Source organism: Nonomuraea composti (assembly GCF_012034275.1).
GTDB classification, from domain to species: Bacteria; Actinomycetota; Actinomycetes; order Streptosporangiales; family Streptosporangiaceae; genus Nonomuraea; species Nonomuraea composti.
Map to the genome: position 1 here is coordinate 125,556 of NZ_JAATEP010000012.1, position 18,091 is coordinate 143,646.

General features: G+C 71.0%; 18 protein-coding genes, 2 tRNA genes and 1 other RNA gene. 12 read left to right on the plus strand and 9 right to left on the minus strand.

Going from position 1 to position 18,091, the window contains the following annotated elements; genetic code table 11:
* Positions 1-327: 327 nt before the first annotated feature.
* Positions 328-1,761 (plus strand): GAF domain-containing protein, encoded by a 1,434-nt coding sequence (locus HCN51_RS18975; RefSeq protein ID WP_168010881.1) that lies wholly within the window; start codon positions 328-330, stop codon positions 1,759-1,761.
* A 247-nt stretch (positions 1,762-2,008) separates the two neighbouring features.
* Here the strand turns inward: HCN51_RS18975 and HCN51_RS18980 are convergent, their stop codons facing one another.
* A complete protein-coding gene (locus HCN51_RS18980) occupies positions 2,009-4,591 on the minus strand; it encodes a DNA polymerase III subunit gamma and tau (RefSeq protein WP_168010882.1) in 2,583 nt (860 codons plus the stop codon).
* Between the two features lie 31 nt (positions 4,592-4,622).
* Positions 4,623-4,718, minus strand: an RNA gene (gene ffs, locus HCN51_RS18985) — signal recognition particle sRNA small type.
* A gap of 111 nt (positions 4,719-4,829) precedes the next feature.
* Here ffs and HCN51_RS18990 point away from each other — a divergent pair.
* Positions 4,830-4,914 (plus strand) — tRNA-Ser (locus tag HCN51_RS18990).
* Positions 4,915-5,027: 113 nt separating this feature from the next.
* Here the strand turns inward: HCN51_RS18990 and HCN51_RS18995 are convergent.
* Positions 5,028-7,841: a BTAD domain-containing putative transcriptional regulator gene (locus tag HCN51_RS18995; RefSeq protein ID WP_168010883.1), complete on the minus strand. Its 2,814-nt coding sequence runs from the start codon at positions 7,839-7,841 to the stop codon at positions 5,028-5,030.
* A gap of 203 nt (positions 7,842-8,044) precedes the next feature.
* Between HCN51_RS18995 and HCN51_RS19000 the strand changes: the two genes are divergently transcribed.
* From HCN51_RS19000 to HCN51_RS19015, 4 genes are all read left to right on the plus strand, one after another.
* Complete coding sequence (locus HCN51_RS19000; RefSeq protein WP_168010884.1) at positions 8,045-8,224, plus strand: hypothetical protein; 180 nt, start codon at positions 8,045-8,047, stop codon at positions 8,222-8,224.
* A gap of 426 nt (positions 8,225-8,650) precedes the next feature.
* Complete coding sequence (ypfJ, locus tag HCN51_RS19005; RefSeq protein ID WP_168010885.1) at positions 8,651-9,616, plus strand: KPN_02809 family neutral zinc metallopeptidase; 966 nt, start codon at positions 8,651-8,653, stop codon at positions 9,614-9,616.
* Positions 9,617-9,744: 128 nt separating this feature from the next.
* Entirely contained in the window at positions 9,745-10,626 is an 882-nt protein-coding gene (ypfJ, locus tag HCN51_RS19010; RefSeq protein WP_168010886.1) for a KPN_02809 family neutral zinc metallopeptidase, read from the plus strand.
* 10 nt (positions 10,627-10,636) lie between these two features.
* A complete protein-coding gene (locus tag HCN51_RS19015; protein WP_080044215.1) occupies positions 10,637-10,933 on the plus strand; it encodes a type II toxin-antitoxin system VapB family antitoxin in 297 nt (98 codons plus the stop codon).
* Positions 10,934-11,114: 181 nt separating this feature from the next.
* Here the strand turns inward: HCN51_RS19015 and HCN51_RS19020 are convergent.
* The 4 genes from HCN51_RS19020 to HCN51_RS19035 form a co-directional block, all read right to left on the minus strand.
* Positions 11,115-11,204: transfer RNA gene (locus HCN51_RS19020), tRNA-Ser, on the minus strand.
* 10 nt (positions 11,205-11,214) lie between these two features.
* Positions 11,215-11,652 (minus strand): tRNA adenosine(34) deaminase TadA, encoded by a 438-nt coding sequence (tadA, locus tag HCN51_RS19025; protein ID WP_168010963.1) that lies wholly within the window; start codon positions 11,650-11,652, stop codon positions 11,215-11,217.
* A 52-nt stretch (positions 11,653-11,704) separates the two neighbouring features.
* Positions 11,705-12,181 carry a tRNA adenosine deaminase-associated protein gene (locus HCN51_RS19030; protein WP_080044214.1) on the minus strand — a complete coding sequence of 159 codons (477 nt, stop codon included), beginning with the start codon at positions 12,179-12,181 and terminating at the stop codon, positions 11,705-11,707.
* Positions 12,182-12,199: 18 nt separating this feature from the next.
* Positions 12,200-12,715, minus strand: a complete 516-nt coding sequence (locus tag HCN51_RS19035) for a tRNA adenosine deaminase-associated protein (RefSeq protein WP_418115099.1) — start codon at positions 12,713-12,715, stop codon at positions 12,200-12,202.
* A 194-nt stretch (positions 12,716-12,909) separates the two neighbouring features.
* Here HCN51_RS19035 and upp point away from each other — a divergent pair, with 194 nt between their 5' ends.
* From upp to HCN51_RS19065, 6 genes are all read left to right on the plus strand, one after another.
* Positions 12,910-13,548, plus strand: coding sequence for a uracil phosphoribosyltransferase (upp, locus tag HCN51_RS19040; protein ID WP_168010887.1), 639 nt, complete (start codon positions 12,910-12,912; stop codon positions 13,546-13,548).
* A 153-nt stretch (positions 13,549-13,701) separates the two neighbouring features.
* A complete protein-coding gene (locus tag HCN51_RS19045) occupies positions 13,702-13,926 on the plus strand; it encodes a hypothetical protein (RefSeq protein WP_080044212.1) in 225 nt (74 codons plus the stop codon).
* A 97-nt stretch (positions 13,927-14,023) separates the two neighbouring features.
* On the plus strand, positions 14,024-14,182 hold the full coding sequence (locus HCN51_RS19050) for a hypothetical protein (RefSeq protein WP_168010888.1): 159 nt from the start codon (positions 14,024-14,026) through the stop codon (positions 14,180-14,182).
* Positions 14,179-14,712, plus strand: coding sequence for a PH domain-containing protein (locus tag HCN51_RS19055; protein WP_080044211.1), 534 nt, complete (start codon positions 14,179-14,181; stop codon positions 14,710-14,712). Before HCN51_RS19050 ends, HCN51_RS19055 begins: the two co-directional genes overlap by 4 nt.
* Before the next feature lie 96 nt (positions 14,713-14,808).
* Positions 14,809-16,152, plus strand: coding sequence for a helix-turn-helix domain-containing protein (locus tag HCN51_RS19060; protein ID WP_168010889.1), 1,344 nt, complete (start codon positions 14,809-14,811; stop codon positions 16,150-16,152).
* A 100-nt stretch (positions 16,153-16,252) separates the two neighbouring features.
* Positions 16,253-16,927, plus strand: a complete 675-nt coding sequence (locus HCN51_RS19065) for a FadR/GntR family transcriptional regulator (protein ID WP_080044209.1) — start codon at positions 16,253-16,255, stop codon at positions 16,925-16,927.
* Here the strand turns inward: HCN51_RS19065 and HCN51_RS19070 are convergent.
* Together HCN51_RS19070 and HCN51_RS19075 are read right to left on the minus strand one after the other, a co-directional pair.
* On the minus strand, positions 16,914-17,762 hold the full coding sequence (locus HCN51_RS19070) for an SDR family oxidoreductase (protein ID WP_168010890.1): 849 nt from the start codon (positions 17,760-17,762) through the stop codon (positions 16,914-16,916). The two genes, HCN51_RS19065 and HCN51_RS19070, sit on opposite strands and share 14 nt — an antisense overlap.
* The gene (locus HCN51_RS19075) at positions 17,759-18,046 is read right to left on the minus strand and encodes an antibiotic biosynthesis monooxygenase (RefSeq protein WP_168010891.1); all 288 of its coding nucleotides are present in this window, start codon (positions 18,044-18,046) and stop codon (positions 17,759-17,761) included. The genes HCN51_RS19070 and HCN51_RS19075 overlap by 4 nt, the downstream gene beginning before the upstream one ends.
* Positions 18,047-18,091 lie beyond the last annotated feature (45 nt).

Below are 18,091 nucleotides of genomic sequence, written 5' to 3' on the forward strand. Positions count from 1 at the left end.
GTCCGGCGCCCGGATGTCGCATTCCGCCGACGTCGGCGTGTTTCCGCTCCCGCTCTCTTCCACCCGCCGGCAGGGGCGGTCGGCGCCGGCGGGCCCGGCTTGGCGTCGGCGTGATTCTGGCCGGGTCTCGGCCCCCCTCCAGTGTCCGAGACCCGGCCATCACGCCGGCGGAGCGGCCGCACCACGCCGACGCGTCGGACAGGAACGTTACGCAGAGGAACGTTGCACACACGTTGCGTTCATTCAATCACCCTCTGCAATCCCCCTGAACGGGTTGCGCTGAACGGGCGCAAGACGGATGCTCTATTTGACTACTTGGAGTGACCGATGAGTTACGCCCATCTCAACGCGTACTCCCGCCTTCTACGCGGGGCACACGAAGCCGTAGCGACAGGTCGGGCCTGGCCCGAGTCGCCCCGCCGCCTGATCAAGGCATCATGGCGCCGCTCCCTCGACGCCGGGATCGACCCGGAGGGCACGAGCGCCCCGCTCGTCTGCGACCCCACCTCGATGCGGGACATCCGCGACACCCACCCCCTGCAGCCCCTCCTGCCCCTGCTCGCCCAGACCCTCTCGGGAATGGCCGACGAGACCGGCCACATCATGATCGTCACGGACGGTGACGGGCGGGTATTGTGGCGCGAAGGTAACCACACGGTCATGCGTCACGCCGACCGGATCGGCCTCGCCGACGGGCACCAATGGGGCGAGCACGACGTCGGCACCAACGGCATCGGCACCGCCCTGGCCACAGGGCGTCCCGTGCACGTCTACTCCGAGGAGCACCTCATGCGGGTGCTGCACATCTGGTCGTGCAGCGCCGCCCCCATCACCGACCCCGACTCCGGCCGCGTCATCGGCTGCGTCGACGTCAGCGGCACCGCCCGCAGCCTCCACCCCGCCACGGTCGCCCTCGTCGCCGCCACGGCCAAGCTCGCCGAGACCCAGCTCGCCCTGCGCATGCACGAGCGCGACGAACGCCTGCGCCGCCGCTACGAATCCCTGCGCGGCCGGCCCGGCATCCTGCTGTCGGCCACCGGCCGCGTCATCTCCGGCGACCCGGCCGGCGACCTCGGCGAGCGCGTCCACGTCGGCGAACGCCTCTCCCCCGGCCACCGCCTCCTCCTCAGGGACGGCACCGTCGCCCACCTCGAACCCTTCTCCGGCGGCTACCTCCTGCGCCCCGCCCCATCAGCCGCCCCCCAGCCGCTAACGCTGTCGCTCCTCGGCGAAGGCATCCCCACCGCCTCGTACGGCGACGGTGACCGCCCCCTGTCACTCCGCCACGCCGAACTCCTCGCCCTCCTGGCCCTCCACCCGCACGGCCTCACGGCCGAACAGCTCTCCTTCCACCTGTACGGCGACGCCGGCAACCCCGTCACCATCCGGGCCGAGATCCACCGGCTGCGCGCGCAACTCGGGGAGGCCATCGCCGCCAAGCCGTACCGGCTGGCCTGCCCCGTGGAGGCCGACTTCCTCAAGGTCCGCCACCTCCTGTCCTCCGACGACCCCGCCGCCGTCGCCCGCGCCTACCCCGGCCCCCTGCTGCCCCGCTCGGAGTCCCCCGAGATCCGCCGCGAACGGGACGAACTGGAAGCCCAGGTACGAGCCTTCCTGCTGCGGCACGGGGGGCCGGATGAGTGGTGGGTTTACGCGCAGACGTGCAACGGCCGCGACGACTACGAGGTGCTGGAGCGCCTGGCCGCCCTCCCACCCACCGACCTCCGCTCCGCCGCCGCCCGCTCCCGCCTGCTCTCCTGACCCCGGCCCCGCAGCGCCTCACCGACCCGCCGCCCACGCCCGTCGCCGCGCCACGCGAGCAACCGCCCACGCCACCACCTGACGTGAACGGAGTGAGCGGGCCGTCTTCAGCACCAGTCCGTGGGTGGACCGTCCTTGCCTCGACGAGCAGCACCATCGTCGGGCGGCGAGCCGGCTGGCCTTCGCCGGCGGGGGCATGGGTGGCGAGGCGGCGGCCGTAGGTGAACGGCCGCCGGTGTCACCAGGGTCAGGTGTGGTCGATCTCGCCGATCACCTTGGCGCCGAGTTCCCGCTCCAGCAGCGCCATTCCCGAGACGGCGTCCACGTCGGCGTCGGCGTCGTTGAGCGGGTCCACCTCGTCCGACTCGGGGCCCTTGTCACGCCCGGGGATCGCGTCGGGCCAGGCGGCGGTACCGCCTCGGGTGGCGGTGGCGACGCGCGGCCCCGACTGCGCGGCGGCCTTGGCCGCCGATCGGGCCGCGGCCAGCCCCGTGCCCGTCTGAACGCCGCCGGCCGCGGCGACGGCGCTGACCGTCTGCGTGGGGTCGGGGCTGGGCGGGGCGCCGGGGGCGAAGTCGTCGGGAGCGTCGGGCCAGGACTCGTCGGTGGTCTGACGTCCCGGCGCACCGGCCGGAGGCTGGTCGGAATCCTGCCCCTGGTCCTGGTGGGAGGCGCCGTGCGAGGCTGTACGTCCCTGGGAGCCGCCCGCGCCCTGACCGCCTTGGGGGCCGGGCACGCCCTGAGCCACCACCTGCGGCCCGGACACGCCCTGGGGCCCCGGCGCGTTGGGGGCACCGCCCGGCCCGTGGCCGCCGCCCCCAGGAGCCGCAGCCCCGGGAGCCGCTGCGCCACCATGGGACGGGGGGCGCGCCGGGCTGCGCGGGGCCGGGGTGCCGCCGACGACCGCCTCGACCCGCCAGGTGCCGCCGAGCACCTCGCCGAGCACGCTCGCGACCACGGCGTCCTTGCCGCCGCCGGTGAAGTTCTTCATCGCGCCGACCTGGCTGAACCCGAGCGTGACCAGGTTGCCTTCGACGCCCACGACCTGGGCGTTGGTGCTCACGTTCGCCCAGACGACGATGCTGCGCTGCTTGAGCGCGGCCAGCACGGCGGCCCACTGCGACTGCACGACCCCCGCACCCCCAGCCGCCGGCGCCCCGGCCGGGGCTGCGGCCTGAGGCGCCTGGTACGAGCCACCGGCGGGCGCGGCCTGCACCGGGGCAGGGGCGGCTGCGGCGGCACCGGGACGTACGGGCTCGGGCCAGTCATCCCCACCCGAAGCAGCATGAGCCTGCGAGCCCGCAGCGGCGTGCGACTGCGCGGCCGGAGCGGCGGCGTCGGTCTGCGCGCCCGAGGCGGCGGAGACACCCGGCGCGGCGGAGGAACCCGGCACGTCGCCATCGGCCGCCACCCGCAACGGACCAGCACCGGAAGCGGCCATCGCGCCACCCTGGGCTCCACCTGCGGCGCTCACCGTTCCGAGCGGCCCAGCAGGCGCACCGCCGGCGCTGGCGACCGGCCCGGCAGGCGCACCACCGGCACTGGCCACGGGCACCCCGGCGGCACCGGGCACACCGGCGGCGACTCCCGCATGCGAACCACCGCCGGACCCGCCAGGAACACCGCCACCCGCACCACCCGGAACAGCGGCACGGGCGGCCATCTGGGCGACGGCGCCACCGCGTTCGAGGCGTTCGAGGCGGGCCAGCAGCGCCGCCTCCCCCTGCGCCGCGCCGGGCAGCAGGACGCGCGCGCACATCAGCTCCAGCAGCAGCCGCGGCGAGGTGGCGCCGCGCATCTCGGTGAGCCCGGCGTTGAACACCTCGGCGGCGCGGGTCAGCTCGGCGGGCCCCATCGAGGCGGCCTGCTGGACGAGCCGCTCCAGCTCGTCGGCGGGCCGGTCGAGCAGGCCGCTGGTGGCCGCCTCGGGCACGTTGGCGAGGATGACCAGGTCACGGAAGCGTTCGAGGAGGTCGGAGGCGAACCGGCGGGGGTCGTGGCCGCCCTCGATCACCCGGTTGACCGTGTGGAAGACCTGGGCGCCGTCGCGGGCGGCGAACGCGTTGACGACCTCGTCGAGCAGGTCGCCGTCGGTGTAGCCGAGCAGGGAGACGGCCTTGGCGTAGGTGATGCCGTCGTCGTCGGCCCCGGCGAGGAGCTGGTCGAGGATGGACAGCGAGTCACGCGCGGACCCGGCTCCGGCGCGTACGACGAGGGGCAGCGCGGCCGGCTCGAAGGGCACGCTCTCGGAGGTGAGGATCTCCTCCAGCAGCGCCTTGAGCGTCGCGGGCGGCATCAGCCGGAACGGGTAGTGGTGCGTACGCGACTTGATGGTGCCGATGACCTTTTCCGGCTCCGTCGTCGCGAAGATGAACTTCAGGTGCGGCGGGGGCTCCTCGACGAGCTTGAGCAGCGCGTTGAAACCCTCGCGGGTCACCATGTGCGCCTCGTCGATGATGTAGATCTTGTAGCGCGCGGAGACGGGGGCGAAGAAGGCCCGCTCGCGCAGGTCACGCGCGTCGTCCACGCCTCCGTGGGAGGCGGCGTCGATCTCGATGACGTCGAGGTGCCCGGGGCCGGTGGGAGCCAGTGCCACGCACGACTCGCACTCGCCGCACGGGTCTGGGGTGGGGCCCTGCTCGCAGTTGAGGGAGCGCGCCAGGATGCGGGCGCTCGAGGTCTTGCCGCATCCGCGGGGGCCGCTGAACAGGTAGGCGTGGTTGATCCGGCCCGTACGCAACGCTTGTCTCAGCGGATCTGTGACGTGTTCCTGACCCTTGACCTCGGCGAAGGTCCCGGGTCGGTACTTGCGGTAAAGCGCAAGGCTCATACGACCATCCCGCCTGCGAGGGGGCTCTCAACGAAGAGACCCCCCGCACACCCGCCAGAGCCCGCTTATCCTTGCTGCCTTCCGGCCCTGGGGAGGTTCACAGGATGACGCCGCGCGAGGGGTCCCTGGACAGTCTAGCCGCCCCCCCGCAGTGCTCGCTCCACTCCGCGAGAACCCTGCGGAACCCGGCGGGAAAACGTGGTCTGCGCACCTCGAGAAGTCCGGTAAGCTCGTCGGCGGAGGATTCGCCTAGTGGCCGAGGGCGCACGCTTGGAAAGCGTGTATAGGGCAACCTATCAGGGGTTCAAATCCCCTATCCTCCGCGCCTGGTTGAGGCAGTAAACGCGAAGGGGCCGACCATACCCAGTCGGCCCCTTTCGCTATGTCGGGTCTCGGTTCGGGTCTCGGCCAAGAGGGACGTCCACCGCGGCCGGCGTCAGAGCATGTTCCTGATCGGGTGGGGTGTTTCGGGCACGTCCTGGGCGAGGATCTCGGTCGCCTCGCGTGACGTGAGGAGGCGGGCGTCGCACAGGAGGCGGACGGAGTGCTCCCACTGTTCGCGTGCCTCGCCGTGCCGGCCGAGGCCGTGCAGGGTGGTGCCGAACCACCAGCGTGACACCGCCTCCTTCAGGCGGTAGCCCGACTCGCCGAGCAGCCGCACGGCCGTCTTGTAGCTCTCCGCCGCCTCGGGCAGCCGGCCGGCGTGGCGGTAGACGTCGCCGAGCGAGCCGTGGGCGATGCCCGCGTCGGCGAGCGGGTACGCCGCCTTCTCGGACAGGTCCACCACCCGGCGTGCCTCCGCGATCGCCTCCTCGAAGCGGCCCTGGCGGTAGTAGACGTGCACCCGGTTGTTGCGGATGGTGGCCGCGGCGCCGGGGCGTTCGGCGTCGTCGTTGAGCTGCAGCGCGGACTCCAGGCAGGCGAGCGCCTCGTCGAGGCGGCCGATGATCGTGTTGACGACGCCGAGGTTGTTGAGCGCCCCGATCTTCCGGCGGGGCAGACCGGCGCGGTCCCAGTCGGCGAGGGCCGTCTCCAGCTCCGCGATGGCGGATTCGTAGCGGCCCTGGTCCCGGTGGACCCAGCCGAGGAAGCTGCGGAGCTGGGCCTTGTCCTTCCATGCCCCGATGCGGTCGGCCACGTCGATCGCCCGCACGTAGATGTCGGCCAATTGGGTGTGCCAGCCCTGGTAGCAGAAGGGCCAGTGGAGCCCGATGGCCAGGCTGACGGCGGTCGCCGGGTCGGGGCCGGACAGCGCCTGCCGCGCGGCGGCGAGCAGGTTGTCGCGCTCGGCGCGGATCCAGCCCTCCGCCTGCGCCACGTCCTCGAAGGCGGTGCCGGGCGGCTCGACCGGGGAGCGCAGGCCGGCGTCGCTGAGCATGGTGCTCGCCGCCCACACCGTGGTCAGGTAGTGGTGGAGCGCGCCACGTACGGCGGTGGTGCGTTCCTCCTCGGGCAGGTCCTGGTGAGCGCGTTCGCGGGCGTAGAGGCCGACGAGGTCGTGGAACTGGTAGCGGTCGGGCCCCGCGGGTTCGAGGAGGCGGGCGTCCTCAAGGCCTTCCAGGGCGGCTTCCGCGCGGTGGAGTGACCAGCCGGTCAGGGCGGCGGCGACGGCGGGGGTGTGGGTGGGCAGCCCGAGCAGGCCGAGCAGGGGAAGCAGGCGGGCGGCGGCGTTGCCTACGGGGTCTTCGTGGAGATGGTGGTGGCTGACCGCGATGCTGGCGCGGACGGCCAGGTCGGCGTACTCCAGCACGTCCAGGCGGCGGGTGGCGTCGGCCAGCCGGGCGGCCAGGTCGGCCAGGGTCCGGTCGGGACGGGCGGCGAGGCGGGCGCCGGCGATCCGCAGGGCGAGGGGCAGGCCGTCGCACAGGTGGACGATCCGCTCGGCCGCCTCCGGTTCGGCGCGGACCCGGCCGGGGCCGGCCAGGCGGGACAGCAGCTCGGCGGCGTCGGCGGCGCTCAGGCTGCCCAGGTGGAGGTGGCGGGCGTGGTCCAGGGTGGCCAGCGGGTCCCGGCTGGTGATCAGCACCCGGCAGCCGGGGCCGGCGGGGATGAGCGGGCGGACCTGGCGGACGTCGCGGGCGTTGTCCAGGATGACCAGCAGGTTGCAGGCCGCGGTCAGGGAGCGGTAGCGGGCGGCGGCCTCGCCGGGATCGGCGGGTACGGCGGTGCCGTCCAGGCCGAGGGAGCGCAGCAGGTGGCGCAGGGCTTGGGCGGGGGTCAGCGGGTCCATCCCGGGGGTGGATCCGTGCAGGTTGAGGTAAATGACGCCGTCGGTGAACCGGGCGGCCACGGCGTGCGCGACGTGGATGGTCAGAGCGGATTTGCCGATGCCGCCGGGCCCGTCGATGACCGTGACGGCGGAGCCCTGGACGGGATCGAGCGCCTCGCGCAGGCAGTCGATCTCGGCAGCGCGGGCGGTGAAGGCGTGGGTGTCGGCGGGCAGCTCGGCCGGCACGTACGGCTCGCCGACCGTGACCTGCTGGGCCGGGGTGGTCAGGTCGAGGGCGGGATCCTTGGCCAGGACGGCCTGGTGCAGGCGGCGTAACGCCGCGCTGGGTTCGATGCCGAGCTCGGCGACCATGATCTGGCGGATGTCCCGGTAGACGGCCAGTGCCTGGGACGAGCGGCCGGCGCGGTGCAGGGCGAGCATGAGCTGGGCGGCGGGCCGCTCGCGCAGCGGGTGGGCCCGCACGTGCGCGGCCAGGTCGGCGGCCAGCGCGTGGTGGTCGCCGGCCGCGAGGCGCAGATCGGCGTGGTCCTCCAGGACGGTGTGGTGTTCCTCTTCCAGGCGGGCGGCCTCGATGCGCGCCCAGGGTGCGGTCAGCTCGGCCAGCGGCTCGCCACGCCACAACGTCAGTGCCGTACGGAACAGGGCGTCCGCGGTGCTCGTGGCCCCCTGGGCCTGGGCGGCGCGGGCACGTTTGGCCAGGCGGCCGAACAGGTGGGCGTCGACGCGGTCGGGATCGAGGGCCAGGCGGTAACCGCCGGGCACCGTCTGGATGATCTCCCCGTCGGCATGGGGGCCGAGGGTCTCGCGGAGTTTGGAGATCACGATGTGGAGCTGCTTGGCCGCGGTCGCGGCGGAGCCGTCTCCCCAGATGTCGGTGAGGATTCGCGTGGCGCGTACGGTCTGCCCGGCGTCCAGGGCCAGCCTGGCCAGCACGCCGATGCGTCGTCCCCCGGCGAACCGGACCGGCTCTTCACCGGCGAGGACCTGCCACGGACCGAGGAACTTGATCTCCAGCGTCACGAGGAGCGTTGCCCTCCTTCAACGAAGTCAGCATGGGTCGCCCCTTTTATGACCGCGCGGGCTTGCAGGTGCCTTACAAGTGACTCGCCACCCGGATGGCCGATCACCTGGCGCGACCCGGCCGGCGGACAACAGCATTGTGGCGCGATCTCCACCTCCCCTACCATCGCCCGCCTACATCGTCGTCTCGTACGGGAGGTTTCATGACACACGTCAGACTGCTCAGGAAGATCGCCGTTGTGACCGCGGCGGGTCTGCTCGCGCTCGGCCTCGGCGCGCTGACCGCCTCTTCCGCCTCCGCCGCCGGATCCACCGGGAAGATCAACGACGTCACGCCATCCTTCCAGATCCAGGGCGGCCCTCCCTCCGGCGAGATCTCCTAAAGGCATCCACTCAGGCACCGGTCAGCGGCCGGCCACGGCATGGGGCGGGGCTCCCGGCCTGCTCAGGGCGCGTGCGGCCAGTCTCGCGAGAGCGTTACCGCCCGGCCGCCCCGGCGGGCCGCGGTAACTCGCCGCCGGTGACGGGAGGCGCTCAGGACGGGCCCGGCACAGAAGTGCCGGGCCCGTCTCGTCCGGCCCCATGACGTGCACGCGCACCTGCCGCGGACCGCGTAGCCGCGGCTGTCCCGCATGCGGAGGTACGTGAGGCCGGCGCCGCCCGGCGCGGTCGTAGAGCCCTCTCGGGGTATATCGCGGGTATAGCGCCGCGGGCACCACGATCACGTATGACGCGCGTTCACCGACCGGCACCGTAGCGGCGCGTAATCGCACCGCTACAGGGCAGGACTGCGTCGGGGGGAGCGCGCGATGCAGTTCGACGATGACAAGCCACTCGATCCGTCGCAGGTCGAGGACGTACGCGCCTCAGGGCCGCGGCCGGGCGGGGGCGGGTTCGGGGGTGGCGGGTTCGGCGGGATGCCGGGCGGGTGCGTGTTGCCCATCGGCGGGCGGGGCGGGTGCCTGCTCCTGCTGCTGGCGGTGGGGGCGATGTTCCTGTTCGGGATCGTGCCGACGCCGTTCACCGGGGACGAGGGCGGGCAGCAGGGCGGCGGGCGGCGGCCGAGCGCTCCTCCGGCGGCCTCCCCCAGCGGGAACCTGGCCGAGCGGTGCCGTACGGGCGCCGATGCCGACCAGTCGGAGGACTGCCGCGTCGTCGGCACGGTGAACAGCATCCAGGCCTACTGGCGGCAGGCGTTCCAGGAGCGCGGGCGCAAGGAGTACACCCCGGCGAAGACCGTGCTGTTCTCGCAGGCGGTCGAGACGGGGTGCGGCGCGGCCGACTCCGCCGTGGGGCCGTTCTACTGCCCGGCCGACCGCAAGGTCTACCTCGACCTGACGTTCTTCGACACGCTGCAGCGCGACTTCGGGGCCGAGGGCGGGCCGTTCGCGCAGGCGTACGTGATCGCCCACGAGTACGGCCACCACGTCCAGAACCTGCTCGGCACCATGAACAGGGTCGGCCGGGGCAACCGTCCCGGCGCCGACAGCCCCTCGGTACGCCTGGAGCTGCAGGCCGACTGCTACGCCGGCGTCTGGGCGCAGAACGCGGTGAAGACGGGCTTCTACCGCGAGCCGTTCTCCCAGAACGACATCAACCAGGCGCTCAGCGCGGCGGCGGCGGTCGGCGACGACAGCATCCAGCGGCGCACGCAGGGCCGGGTGACCCCCGACGCCTTCACGCACGGCACCTCGCGGCAGCGGGAGAAGTGGTTCAGCACCGGCTACGAGAGCGGCGATCCGCTGCGCTGCGACACGTTCACGGGCGGCATCTGACCCGGCCCACCTGCGGTGTCCGGCCTCGTCACCGCCCGCCCCGATAGGCGGGCGTCGCTCTGGGCAGTGTTCCTGCCTGGCGGAATGGCGAATGGCGGAATGGCGGTCAGGCGGGAAGGGACGGCGCCATGGATTTCAAGGACCAGGTGGACCTGGACGCCTCGCAGGTGGAGGACCGTGGCAGCGGTGGTGGCGGCGGGTTCTCCGGGTTCCCCGGAGGCATGATCGTCGGCGGGGGCGGGATCGTCAGCCTGATCGTGCTCGTGCTGGTGTTCGTGCTCAACAATGTCGGCGGCGGGGGTGGGAGCGACGAACCGGCACGCCTGCAGCCCTCGTCGAACCTGTCGGAGCAGTGCAAGACGGGCAAGGACGCCGACCAGTCGCAGAAGTGCCAGGTGGTGGGCGTGGTCAACAGCATCCAGGGCTACTGGAAGCAGGAGATGTCCGGCTATCGCCCGGCCAAGACCATCCTGTACGAGGGCCGTTCGAGCACCGGCTGCGGCGCGGCCAGCTCCGAGGTCGGCCCCTTCTACTGCCCGCGCGACCAGCACGTCTACCTCGACCTGAGCTTCTTCGACCAGCTCCACTCCCAGTTCGGCGCCAAGGGCGGCCCGTTCGCCCAGGCATATGTGATCGCCCACGAGTACGGCCACCACGTCCAGGACCTCCTCGGCGCCCTCGACACGGGCAGTTCGGTCCCGATCGAGCTGCAGGCCGACTGCTACGCGGGCGTCTGGGCGCGCAACGCGCTCGACACCGGCTTCTACGACAAGCCCTTCACCCCGGCGGAGATCAGCGAGGCGCTGGACGCCGCGGCAGCCGTCGGCGACGACAGAATCCAGCAACGCACCACCGGCAGAATCGACCCGGAATCGTTCACCCACGGCAGCTCGCAGCAACGCGTCAACGCGTTCCAGCGCGGATACGAAAAGGGTGAACCGGCCGACTGTGATCTCAGCGGGCTCGCGCTGAGCCGGACGGATAGCGCGAGGAATCCGAAACTCTCCTAAAATCAGGGGGGTGATCTTCAAGCTAGTCGGCGACGGACGCCCTTATCCCGACCACGGTCTGACGAACCGCGAGTGGGCCCAGATCCCTCCCCGGCAGGTCCGGCTCGACTCTCTGATCACCACGAAGGCCATGCTGGACCTGCACTCGCTGCTCGCCGCCGACTCCACGTTCTACGGGGATCTTTTCCCGCACGTGGTGCAGTGGCAGGGCGAGCTCTATCTGGAGGACGGCCTGCACCGCGCGCTGCGCGCGGCGCTCCACCAACGATCGATCCTGCACGCCAGGGTCCTCGATCTGCCCAACTGAGAAAGAAAAAGGGAGCCGCGATTCGCGGCTCCCTTTTCTTGTGCCCGGGGACGGCCCCGCGCCCTTTCAACATCATTTCCGGGAATACGGAACGACGACCGTTACCGTTTCCGGATCGCCGGCGGGCGGGCCCGTACATGCGGAAGGGGCTCCCGACCCGCTGGTCGGAAGCCCCTTCGTGTGGCGGTGGTGGTGGGATTTGAACCCACGGATGAGTTGCCCCATCACACGCTTTCGAGGCGTGCGCCCTCGGCCACTAGGCGACACCACCGCGGATGAGCTTACCGGATTCTGCGAGTGGCGAAGAACCGAGACAGGACCGATCCGCACTCCTCGGCCATCACGCCCATGACGACCTCGGGGCGGTGGTTGAGCCGGCGGTCGCGTACGACGTCCCAGAGCGAGCCGACGGCCCCGCCCTTCTCGTCGGTCGCCCCGTACACGATCCGCTCCACCCTGGCCAGTACGGCGGCGCCGGCGCACATCGTGCAGGGCTCCAGCGTCACCACGAGCGTGCAATCGCTCAGCCGCCACTCGCCGCGCCGCGCGGCCGCCTGGCGCAGCGCCAGGACCTCGGCGTGGGCGGTGGGGTCGGCGGCGGACTCGCGGTCGTTGCCCGCGGCGGACAGCACCTCGCCGCGCGCGTCGAGCACGACCGCGCCCACGGGGATCTCCTCCCGCTCGCCGGCCGCGACGGCCTCCGCCAGCGCCAGCCGCATGGCCTCCTCGTACGTCACCGCGCCCCCGGACCCCAGAAACCCGGCCGGGAGGTCATCGCAGGCGGTCGAGCTCGTCGGCGAACGACAGCCGCTCGGCAATCACCGACAGGATGTCGGCGGGCAGCATGCCCTCTTCCATGCTCAGCTCCAGCAGCTCCTCGGAGCTCACGCCGAGGTCGCTGAGCAGCTCGAAATCGCCCGCCGGCCGCACGCCGAGCCCGTTGGCGTCCTTGTCGGGCGCCACGCCGGCGAACTCGGCGAACAGCTCGCCCAGGTGGTCGGCCAGGACGGCGTGCACGTCGGAGAGGAACACCCGCGGCTCGTCCTCGCCCCGGTAGCGGGCGATGGCGAACCATTCGTCCTCGACCTCGACACAGAGCAGGGCCAGCTCGTCGCCGGTCAGGCCGAGCGCCTCCATGACCGCGTCACCGAAGTCGTCGACGATCTCGGCGTCCCCGAGGTCGACCTCGGCACCGCTCCAACCATCAGAAGTCCTGACAAAGGCCGCAGAAAAGGTGTTGGACGCCATGTCCGCGCTCCAGGGGGGTCAGCCGAAGACCGATTCGATGGCACGCTCGAACGGCTCGGAGAAGCCGAGCCGCGCGGCGATGCTGGACAGCACATCTTCGGGCAGCAGATCGATGTCGCCGGAGAGGATGCCCAGCTCCATCTCGTCCAACCCGAGATCGGCGAAGATCGACAGATCCCCGGCGGGGAGCACGGTCTCCTCGTCCTGGAGGATCTCGTCGAGCTCCTCCTCGTCGGGCACAGGGACGTCGAGGTATTCGAGGACCTGCTCCGCCAGCGGGAAGTCCCACGAGGCGGCGATGTCGGACAGGAAGACGTCGACCCGGTCGCCCAGGACCCGCAGCGCCACGAAGAACTCGTCGCCGACGGCGACCAGCCCGATCGTGCCGCTCTCGCTGGGCTGCTGCTTCAGGGCATGGATCAGCCCCTGCAGATCGGACGTCAACGTGGCCGGCAGCAGCTCGGCCTGCCAGCAACCGTCCTCGCGATAAACCACGATGGCGAAGTCGAGAGCGTCTTCGTCTGTCATCGCCATCCCCACCCGACCTCTGACACGACAGGTATCACCAGCACCCAATCGTTCCAGAACCAGACACCCGCCGTGTGCCTCTCGGGCCAAATTGTGATCAAAACCAAAGACGGCAGCCGGGTCACGACTCTGTGTCACGTTCCAAGTGCGCAGGTGAGGGGGTCCTCAGCACGGTCTGTCACGAGATAGCGTGGTGACCCATGGAGACCCTCGTCGTCGATCATCCGCTCGTGGCCCACAAGCTCACCACGCTGCGCGATGTCCGCACCGACTCGCCGACCTTCCGCAGGCTCGCCGACGAGCTGGTGACGCTGCTCGCGTACGAGGCCACGCGTGACGTGCGGGTCACCGAGGTCACCGTCGAGACGCCGGTCTCGCCCGCCAGGGGCGTGCGGCTGGCCAAGCCGTACCCGCTGGTCGTGCCGATCCTGCGGGCCGGGCTCGGCATGCTCGACGGCATGACCAGGCTGCTGCCGACGGCCGAGGTCGGGTTCCTCGGCATGATCCGCAACGAGTCGACGCTGCAGGCCGAGACGTACGCCACGCGCCTGCCCGACGACCTGTCCGGGCGCCAGTGCTACGTGGTCGACCCGATGCTGGCCACGGGCGGCACGCTGGCGGCGGCCGTGCAGTTCCTGTTCGACCGGGGCGCCGTCGACGTGACGGCGCTGTGCCTGCTGGCCGCGCCCGAGGGGCTGGCGTACATGGACAAGGTGTTCGCCAACTCCGGCAAGCCGATCCGCGTCGTCACGGCGGCGCTGGACGAGCGGCTCAACGAGAGCGGCTACATCGTGCCGGGCCTCGGCGACGCCGGCGACCGCCTCTACGGCGTGGCCTGACGAGCCCCCAGCCGGCGACCGCCTCTACAAGGTCCTCTAAGCACTCTCAACTCCCCGTTCCCGTCACGCGCGGTCATCACTTCGTTACATACTGTGGTTGGGTGGGTACGAAGAGCCAGGAAGGCAACTTCCGCATGCGCGTGGGGGAGCACGATGACCGATCACACCGACACGGATCCGACTCCGTACGCGGACGTGGAGACGGTGCTGTGCGACGAGTTCGCCGGCATCCACTCCGCGACCACCGTAACGCGCTGCGTGGAGGCGGCGCACTACGGCGCGCTGGAGGTCACCGGCTACGCCCATCCGAGCCTGGTCGAGCGCATCGCGCGCAAGCACCTTCATGTGCTGGCCCTGGTGGCCAGCGATCGTGGCTAAGCAAGATCAAAACTATCCCGGCAAGTCACCTTTACCCGGGCACTCGGGTGGGTAATGTAGTTGGCGGGTGGAGTGGGTAAGTGGCACGGAGGCGACGGTGCAGGTCAAAAAGGTCCTCACATACGGTGGTATCGCATTTGTTGCGTACTACCTGTTCGCGCGACCAGCTGACGCCGCGGACGCGGTGAGAGGAGCGTTCGACACGGTGTTCAACGCGGCCGACTCGCTGGCCCAATTTGTGAACAGCCTCTCATGAGACTGGTGACCCACGGGGACTCCGCTCCATCGTCGGTCAACCGCTACCTCCTCCCCCACGAACAACAGGTCATCATGGTGCGGCGGCATCCCGCCATCCTGCTGCGCCCGGTCGCCGAGGTCCTCGGCGGCCTCATCATCGCCGGGCTGCTCAGCAAGTTCTTCGGCGGAGGCGAGGCGGGCGGCACGGCACTCGTCGTCGTGTGGTGGCTGTGGCTCCTGCTGCTGATCCGTTTCGTCTGGAAAGTCGCGGAGTGGTCGGTCGATTACTTTGTGGTGACTTCCAAGCGAATGCTCCTCACCACAGGCCTCATCACGCGCAAGGTCGCGATGATGCCGCTGGGCAAGGTCACCGACATGAGCTTCCAGAGATCTCTGCTTGGGCGCATGCTCGGTTACGGGGAGTTCATCCTCGAATCAGCCGGGCAGGATCAGGCTCTGTCAACGGTCGAGTACATTCCGTATCCGGAAACCCTGTACCTCGAGGTCTGTCAGATGCTTTTTCCCAGCAAGGACGACAGCGACGATTAATCTCGACGTGGCAAATTCTTCACGCGGGGATACCAGATTCGGCTACTTCATGCAATCATTGCGTGTTGTTGACCCTTCCCCGCCCTGAGAGATGAGATGCCGAGTCAGGGAACCATCGGTGACCGCGTCCGAGGATTGCGGCTGAACAGGCGGATGTCTCAGGCCCAGCTGGCCGGACCCGACCTGTCTGACAGTTATGTCTCGCTCATCGAGTCGGGCAAGCGCACGCCGACTCCTGTGGTGGCCCGGCTGCTGGCCGAGCGCCTGGGATGCACGACCGAGTTCCTCCTTCACGGGATCGAGCCTCGGCAGCGCATCGACACCGAGCTGGGCCTGCGTCATGCCGAGCTCGAGCTGCAGCACGGAGACCCGTCCATCGCCGCCGACCGCTTCACCGAGATCGTGAAGGCCGCCGACGAGGAGAACGCCATGCTGACCGCGCAGGCGCGGTTCGGCCGGGCGCGCGCGCTGGAGGCCCAGGGCAGGCTGGGTCAGGCCGTGGAGGCGTTCGAGCGCCTGCGCCGGGAGGCCGCGGCCCACCCGGAGCGGCTGGCCGACCTGCCGCTCACGATCGCGCTGAGCCGCTGCTACCAGCGGGCGGGCGACCGGCTGCGGGCCCGTGACCTGGCCGCCGCCGCGCTGACCCAGGCCGAGCGGCTGTCGATCACGCGGGGCGAGCTCGCCACCGACCTGGCCGCCGCGCTGATCGAGGCGCGTGGCGAGAGCGAGACCGACTCCCGCGAGTTGTCCTACGTCAGGCAGGTGCTCGACCTGTCAGGCGTTCCTGAAGTTGTGGACCGTTCCGGAGAGATCCAGTCGCTCTGGCACGCGAGTGCCGAGGCGGCGGCCGGGGAGGACTCCGCGCTGGCCGTGCGTCTCGCGGACGACGCGATCGGGGCCGGCCGCCAGGCCAGGCTCGCGTTGCAGCTCGCCCGCACCGCCATGCACTGGTCCCGGATGCCGTCGGCGCCGATCGAGGAGGCGGAGCGGTTCGTCGCGAGCGCGGTCAGGGCGTTCGCGGTGTTCCCCGGCACCGTGCGCGAGCACGGTGAGAGCCTCATCGTGCACGCGCGGGTCAAGCTGCGCGCGGGCGACACCGTGGGGGCCGGCGAGCTGGCCACCTCGGCGCTGGGGCTGGCGCACGACCAGTCGGGCACGACCGCCGCCGAGGGTCACCTCGTGCTGGCGACCATCGCGCTCGACGGCGGCCTCGACGCCTCCGCGCACCTGCGGCAGGCACACGAGCTGCTGGTCACGCTCGACCGTCCGGTGTTCGGCTCCGACCGGCAGGCCGCGCGTTGCTGGCGCGAGCTGGGCGACCTGTACGGCAGGGCCGGGTCCGCGACCCAGCAGACGGCCGCCTATCGTAAGGCGCTGGAAGCGGCCGGGGTCCGCTCGGCCATGGCGGGGGTGACGACAGACGCCACAGTGTCCCGCTGAATCTCCGGGAGCTCCAGATTTGGTGTTTTGAGTCTGGAATAATTAGGGTCTACCAGTCATTGACTCATAGGATGACTGGTTTCCCCGGAGGAGGCGGACTGTGAGTCTGCGTACGGCGCAGCGGGCTTCGCTCGTCGACCAGGTGATCGATCAGCTCAAGGAGCAGATCACCTCAGGGTCGTGGCCGATGAACGGCAAGATCCCGACCGAGACCGTGCTCGCCGAGCAGCTCGGAGTGGGTCGCAACACCGTTCGTGAGGCCGTACGCGCGCTCACGCACGCCGGGCTGCTGGAGTGCCGTCAGGGCGACGGCACTTACGTCCGCGCGACCAGCGAGCTTTCCGGCGCGATGCTCCGGCGGCTGCGCCAGGCCGAGCAGCTCGAGATCCTCGAGGTACGCCGCGCCCTCGAGGTCGAGTCGGCCCGCCTGGCCGCCACCCGGCGCAACGACGAGGACATCAGGCGCATCGAGGCCGCGCTGGCCGAGCGCGAGCGGGCCTGGGAGCTGGACGACCCCGACTTCTTCGTCGAGGCCGACCTGGCCTTCCACATGGCCGTCGCGCACGCCACCCACAACCTCGTCCTCATCGACCTGTACGAGGACTTCTCGGCGGCGCTGCGGGCCAGCATCACCGCCGCGGGCACGTCGCTCAACAAGAGCTACATCCCGCACGACGCGATCGCGCGGGCCATCGCGGCCGGCGACGCGGCGGCGGCCGAGCGGGCCGGGCACGCCTGCATGGAGCACATCCTCATCGCGCTCACGGAGTCCTGACCCCGCCCAGGAGCGCCTGATGGTCGCGGGCGAAGTCGATGAACGGCGTCGCGGGGCGGCCTGTCACGGTCTCGAAGTCGGGAGTCGTGTAGTCGCCCCAGCCCTTCGCGTACGCCACCAGGTACTCCCCCGTGACCTGCGCGTCCCATGCGGGCAGCCCCGCCTCCCGCATGGAACGCACGGCCGCCTCCACGGGCACCCGCTCGTAGCCGATCGGCCTGCCGTGCACCCGCGACAGGTCCTCGGCGACCGAGGCCAGTGAGATGCTGGCCGGGCCCGTGAGAGTGTAGGTGGCGCCCTTGTGCCGCTCGGGAGCGCGCAGGATCTCAGCGGCGGCGGCGCCGATGTCGCGTACGTCGATCATGCCGATCCTGCCCTCGCCCAGCGCGCCGTACAGGGTGTCGCCGTTGACCGAGCCGAAAAGGTTCTGCATGAAGAAGGCCGGGCGCAGGATGGTCCAGTCGAGGCCGGAGGCCGCGAGCTCGACGTCCGACAGGGCGTGCAGGCGGCCGTTGCGCGTCGGCGCGTCGTGCGCGGCGCCGATGGCCGACATGCGCACCACGTGGCTCACCCCGGCCTGCTTGGCCGCCCACAGGGCGTTCATGCTGCGGTGCGGCGCGTGCGGGCCCATGGGGGTCAGCACCCACAACGTCTTCACGCCGCGGAACGCCTCGCCGAGCGTGGCGGGCTCGTCGAGGTCGCCGACCGCGACCTCCACCCCCGACGGCGCCTTGGCCGGGTCACGCACCAGCACCCGCACGTCGGCGGTGCCTTCGAGGGAGCGCAGGACGGCACGCGAGACGGTGCCGCCGGCACCGGTGATCAAGATGGTCATGACAGGGTCCCCTCCTCAGCGGAGACAAGCTCGTCGATCAGGTCGAAGAAGGCCCGGATGCCGGGCAGGTTTGCGCCTTTCGCCCGCGATGCGGCGAAGTCGGCGCTCGATCGCCACTCCACGATGTCCAGCCACTCGTCGGGAGACACGCGGACCAGCTTGGCGCCCAGGAATCCGGCCCTGTCAGCCTGGAAGTCCGCGATCATCCCCGGCCGGGCGGCCAGCAGGTCGTCGGCCCGATCGGATGACACCCGGAACCGGGTGAGTTCCACCGTTGTCGTCATGCTCTGAGAATATAGTAATAATCAGTGACTATCAAGATTAGTGAC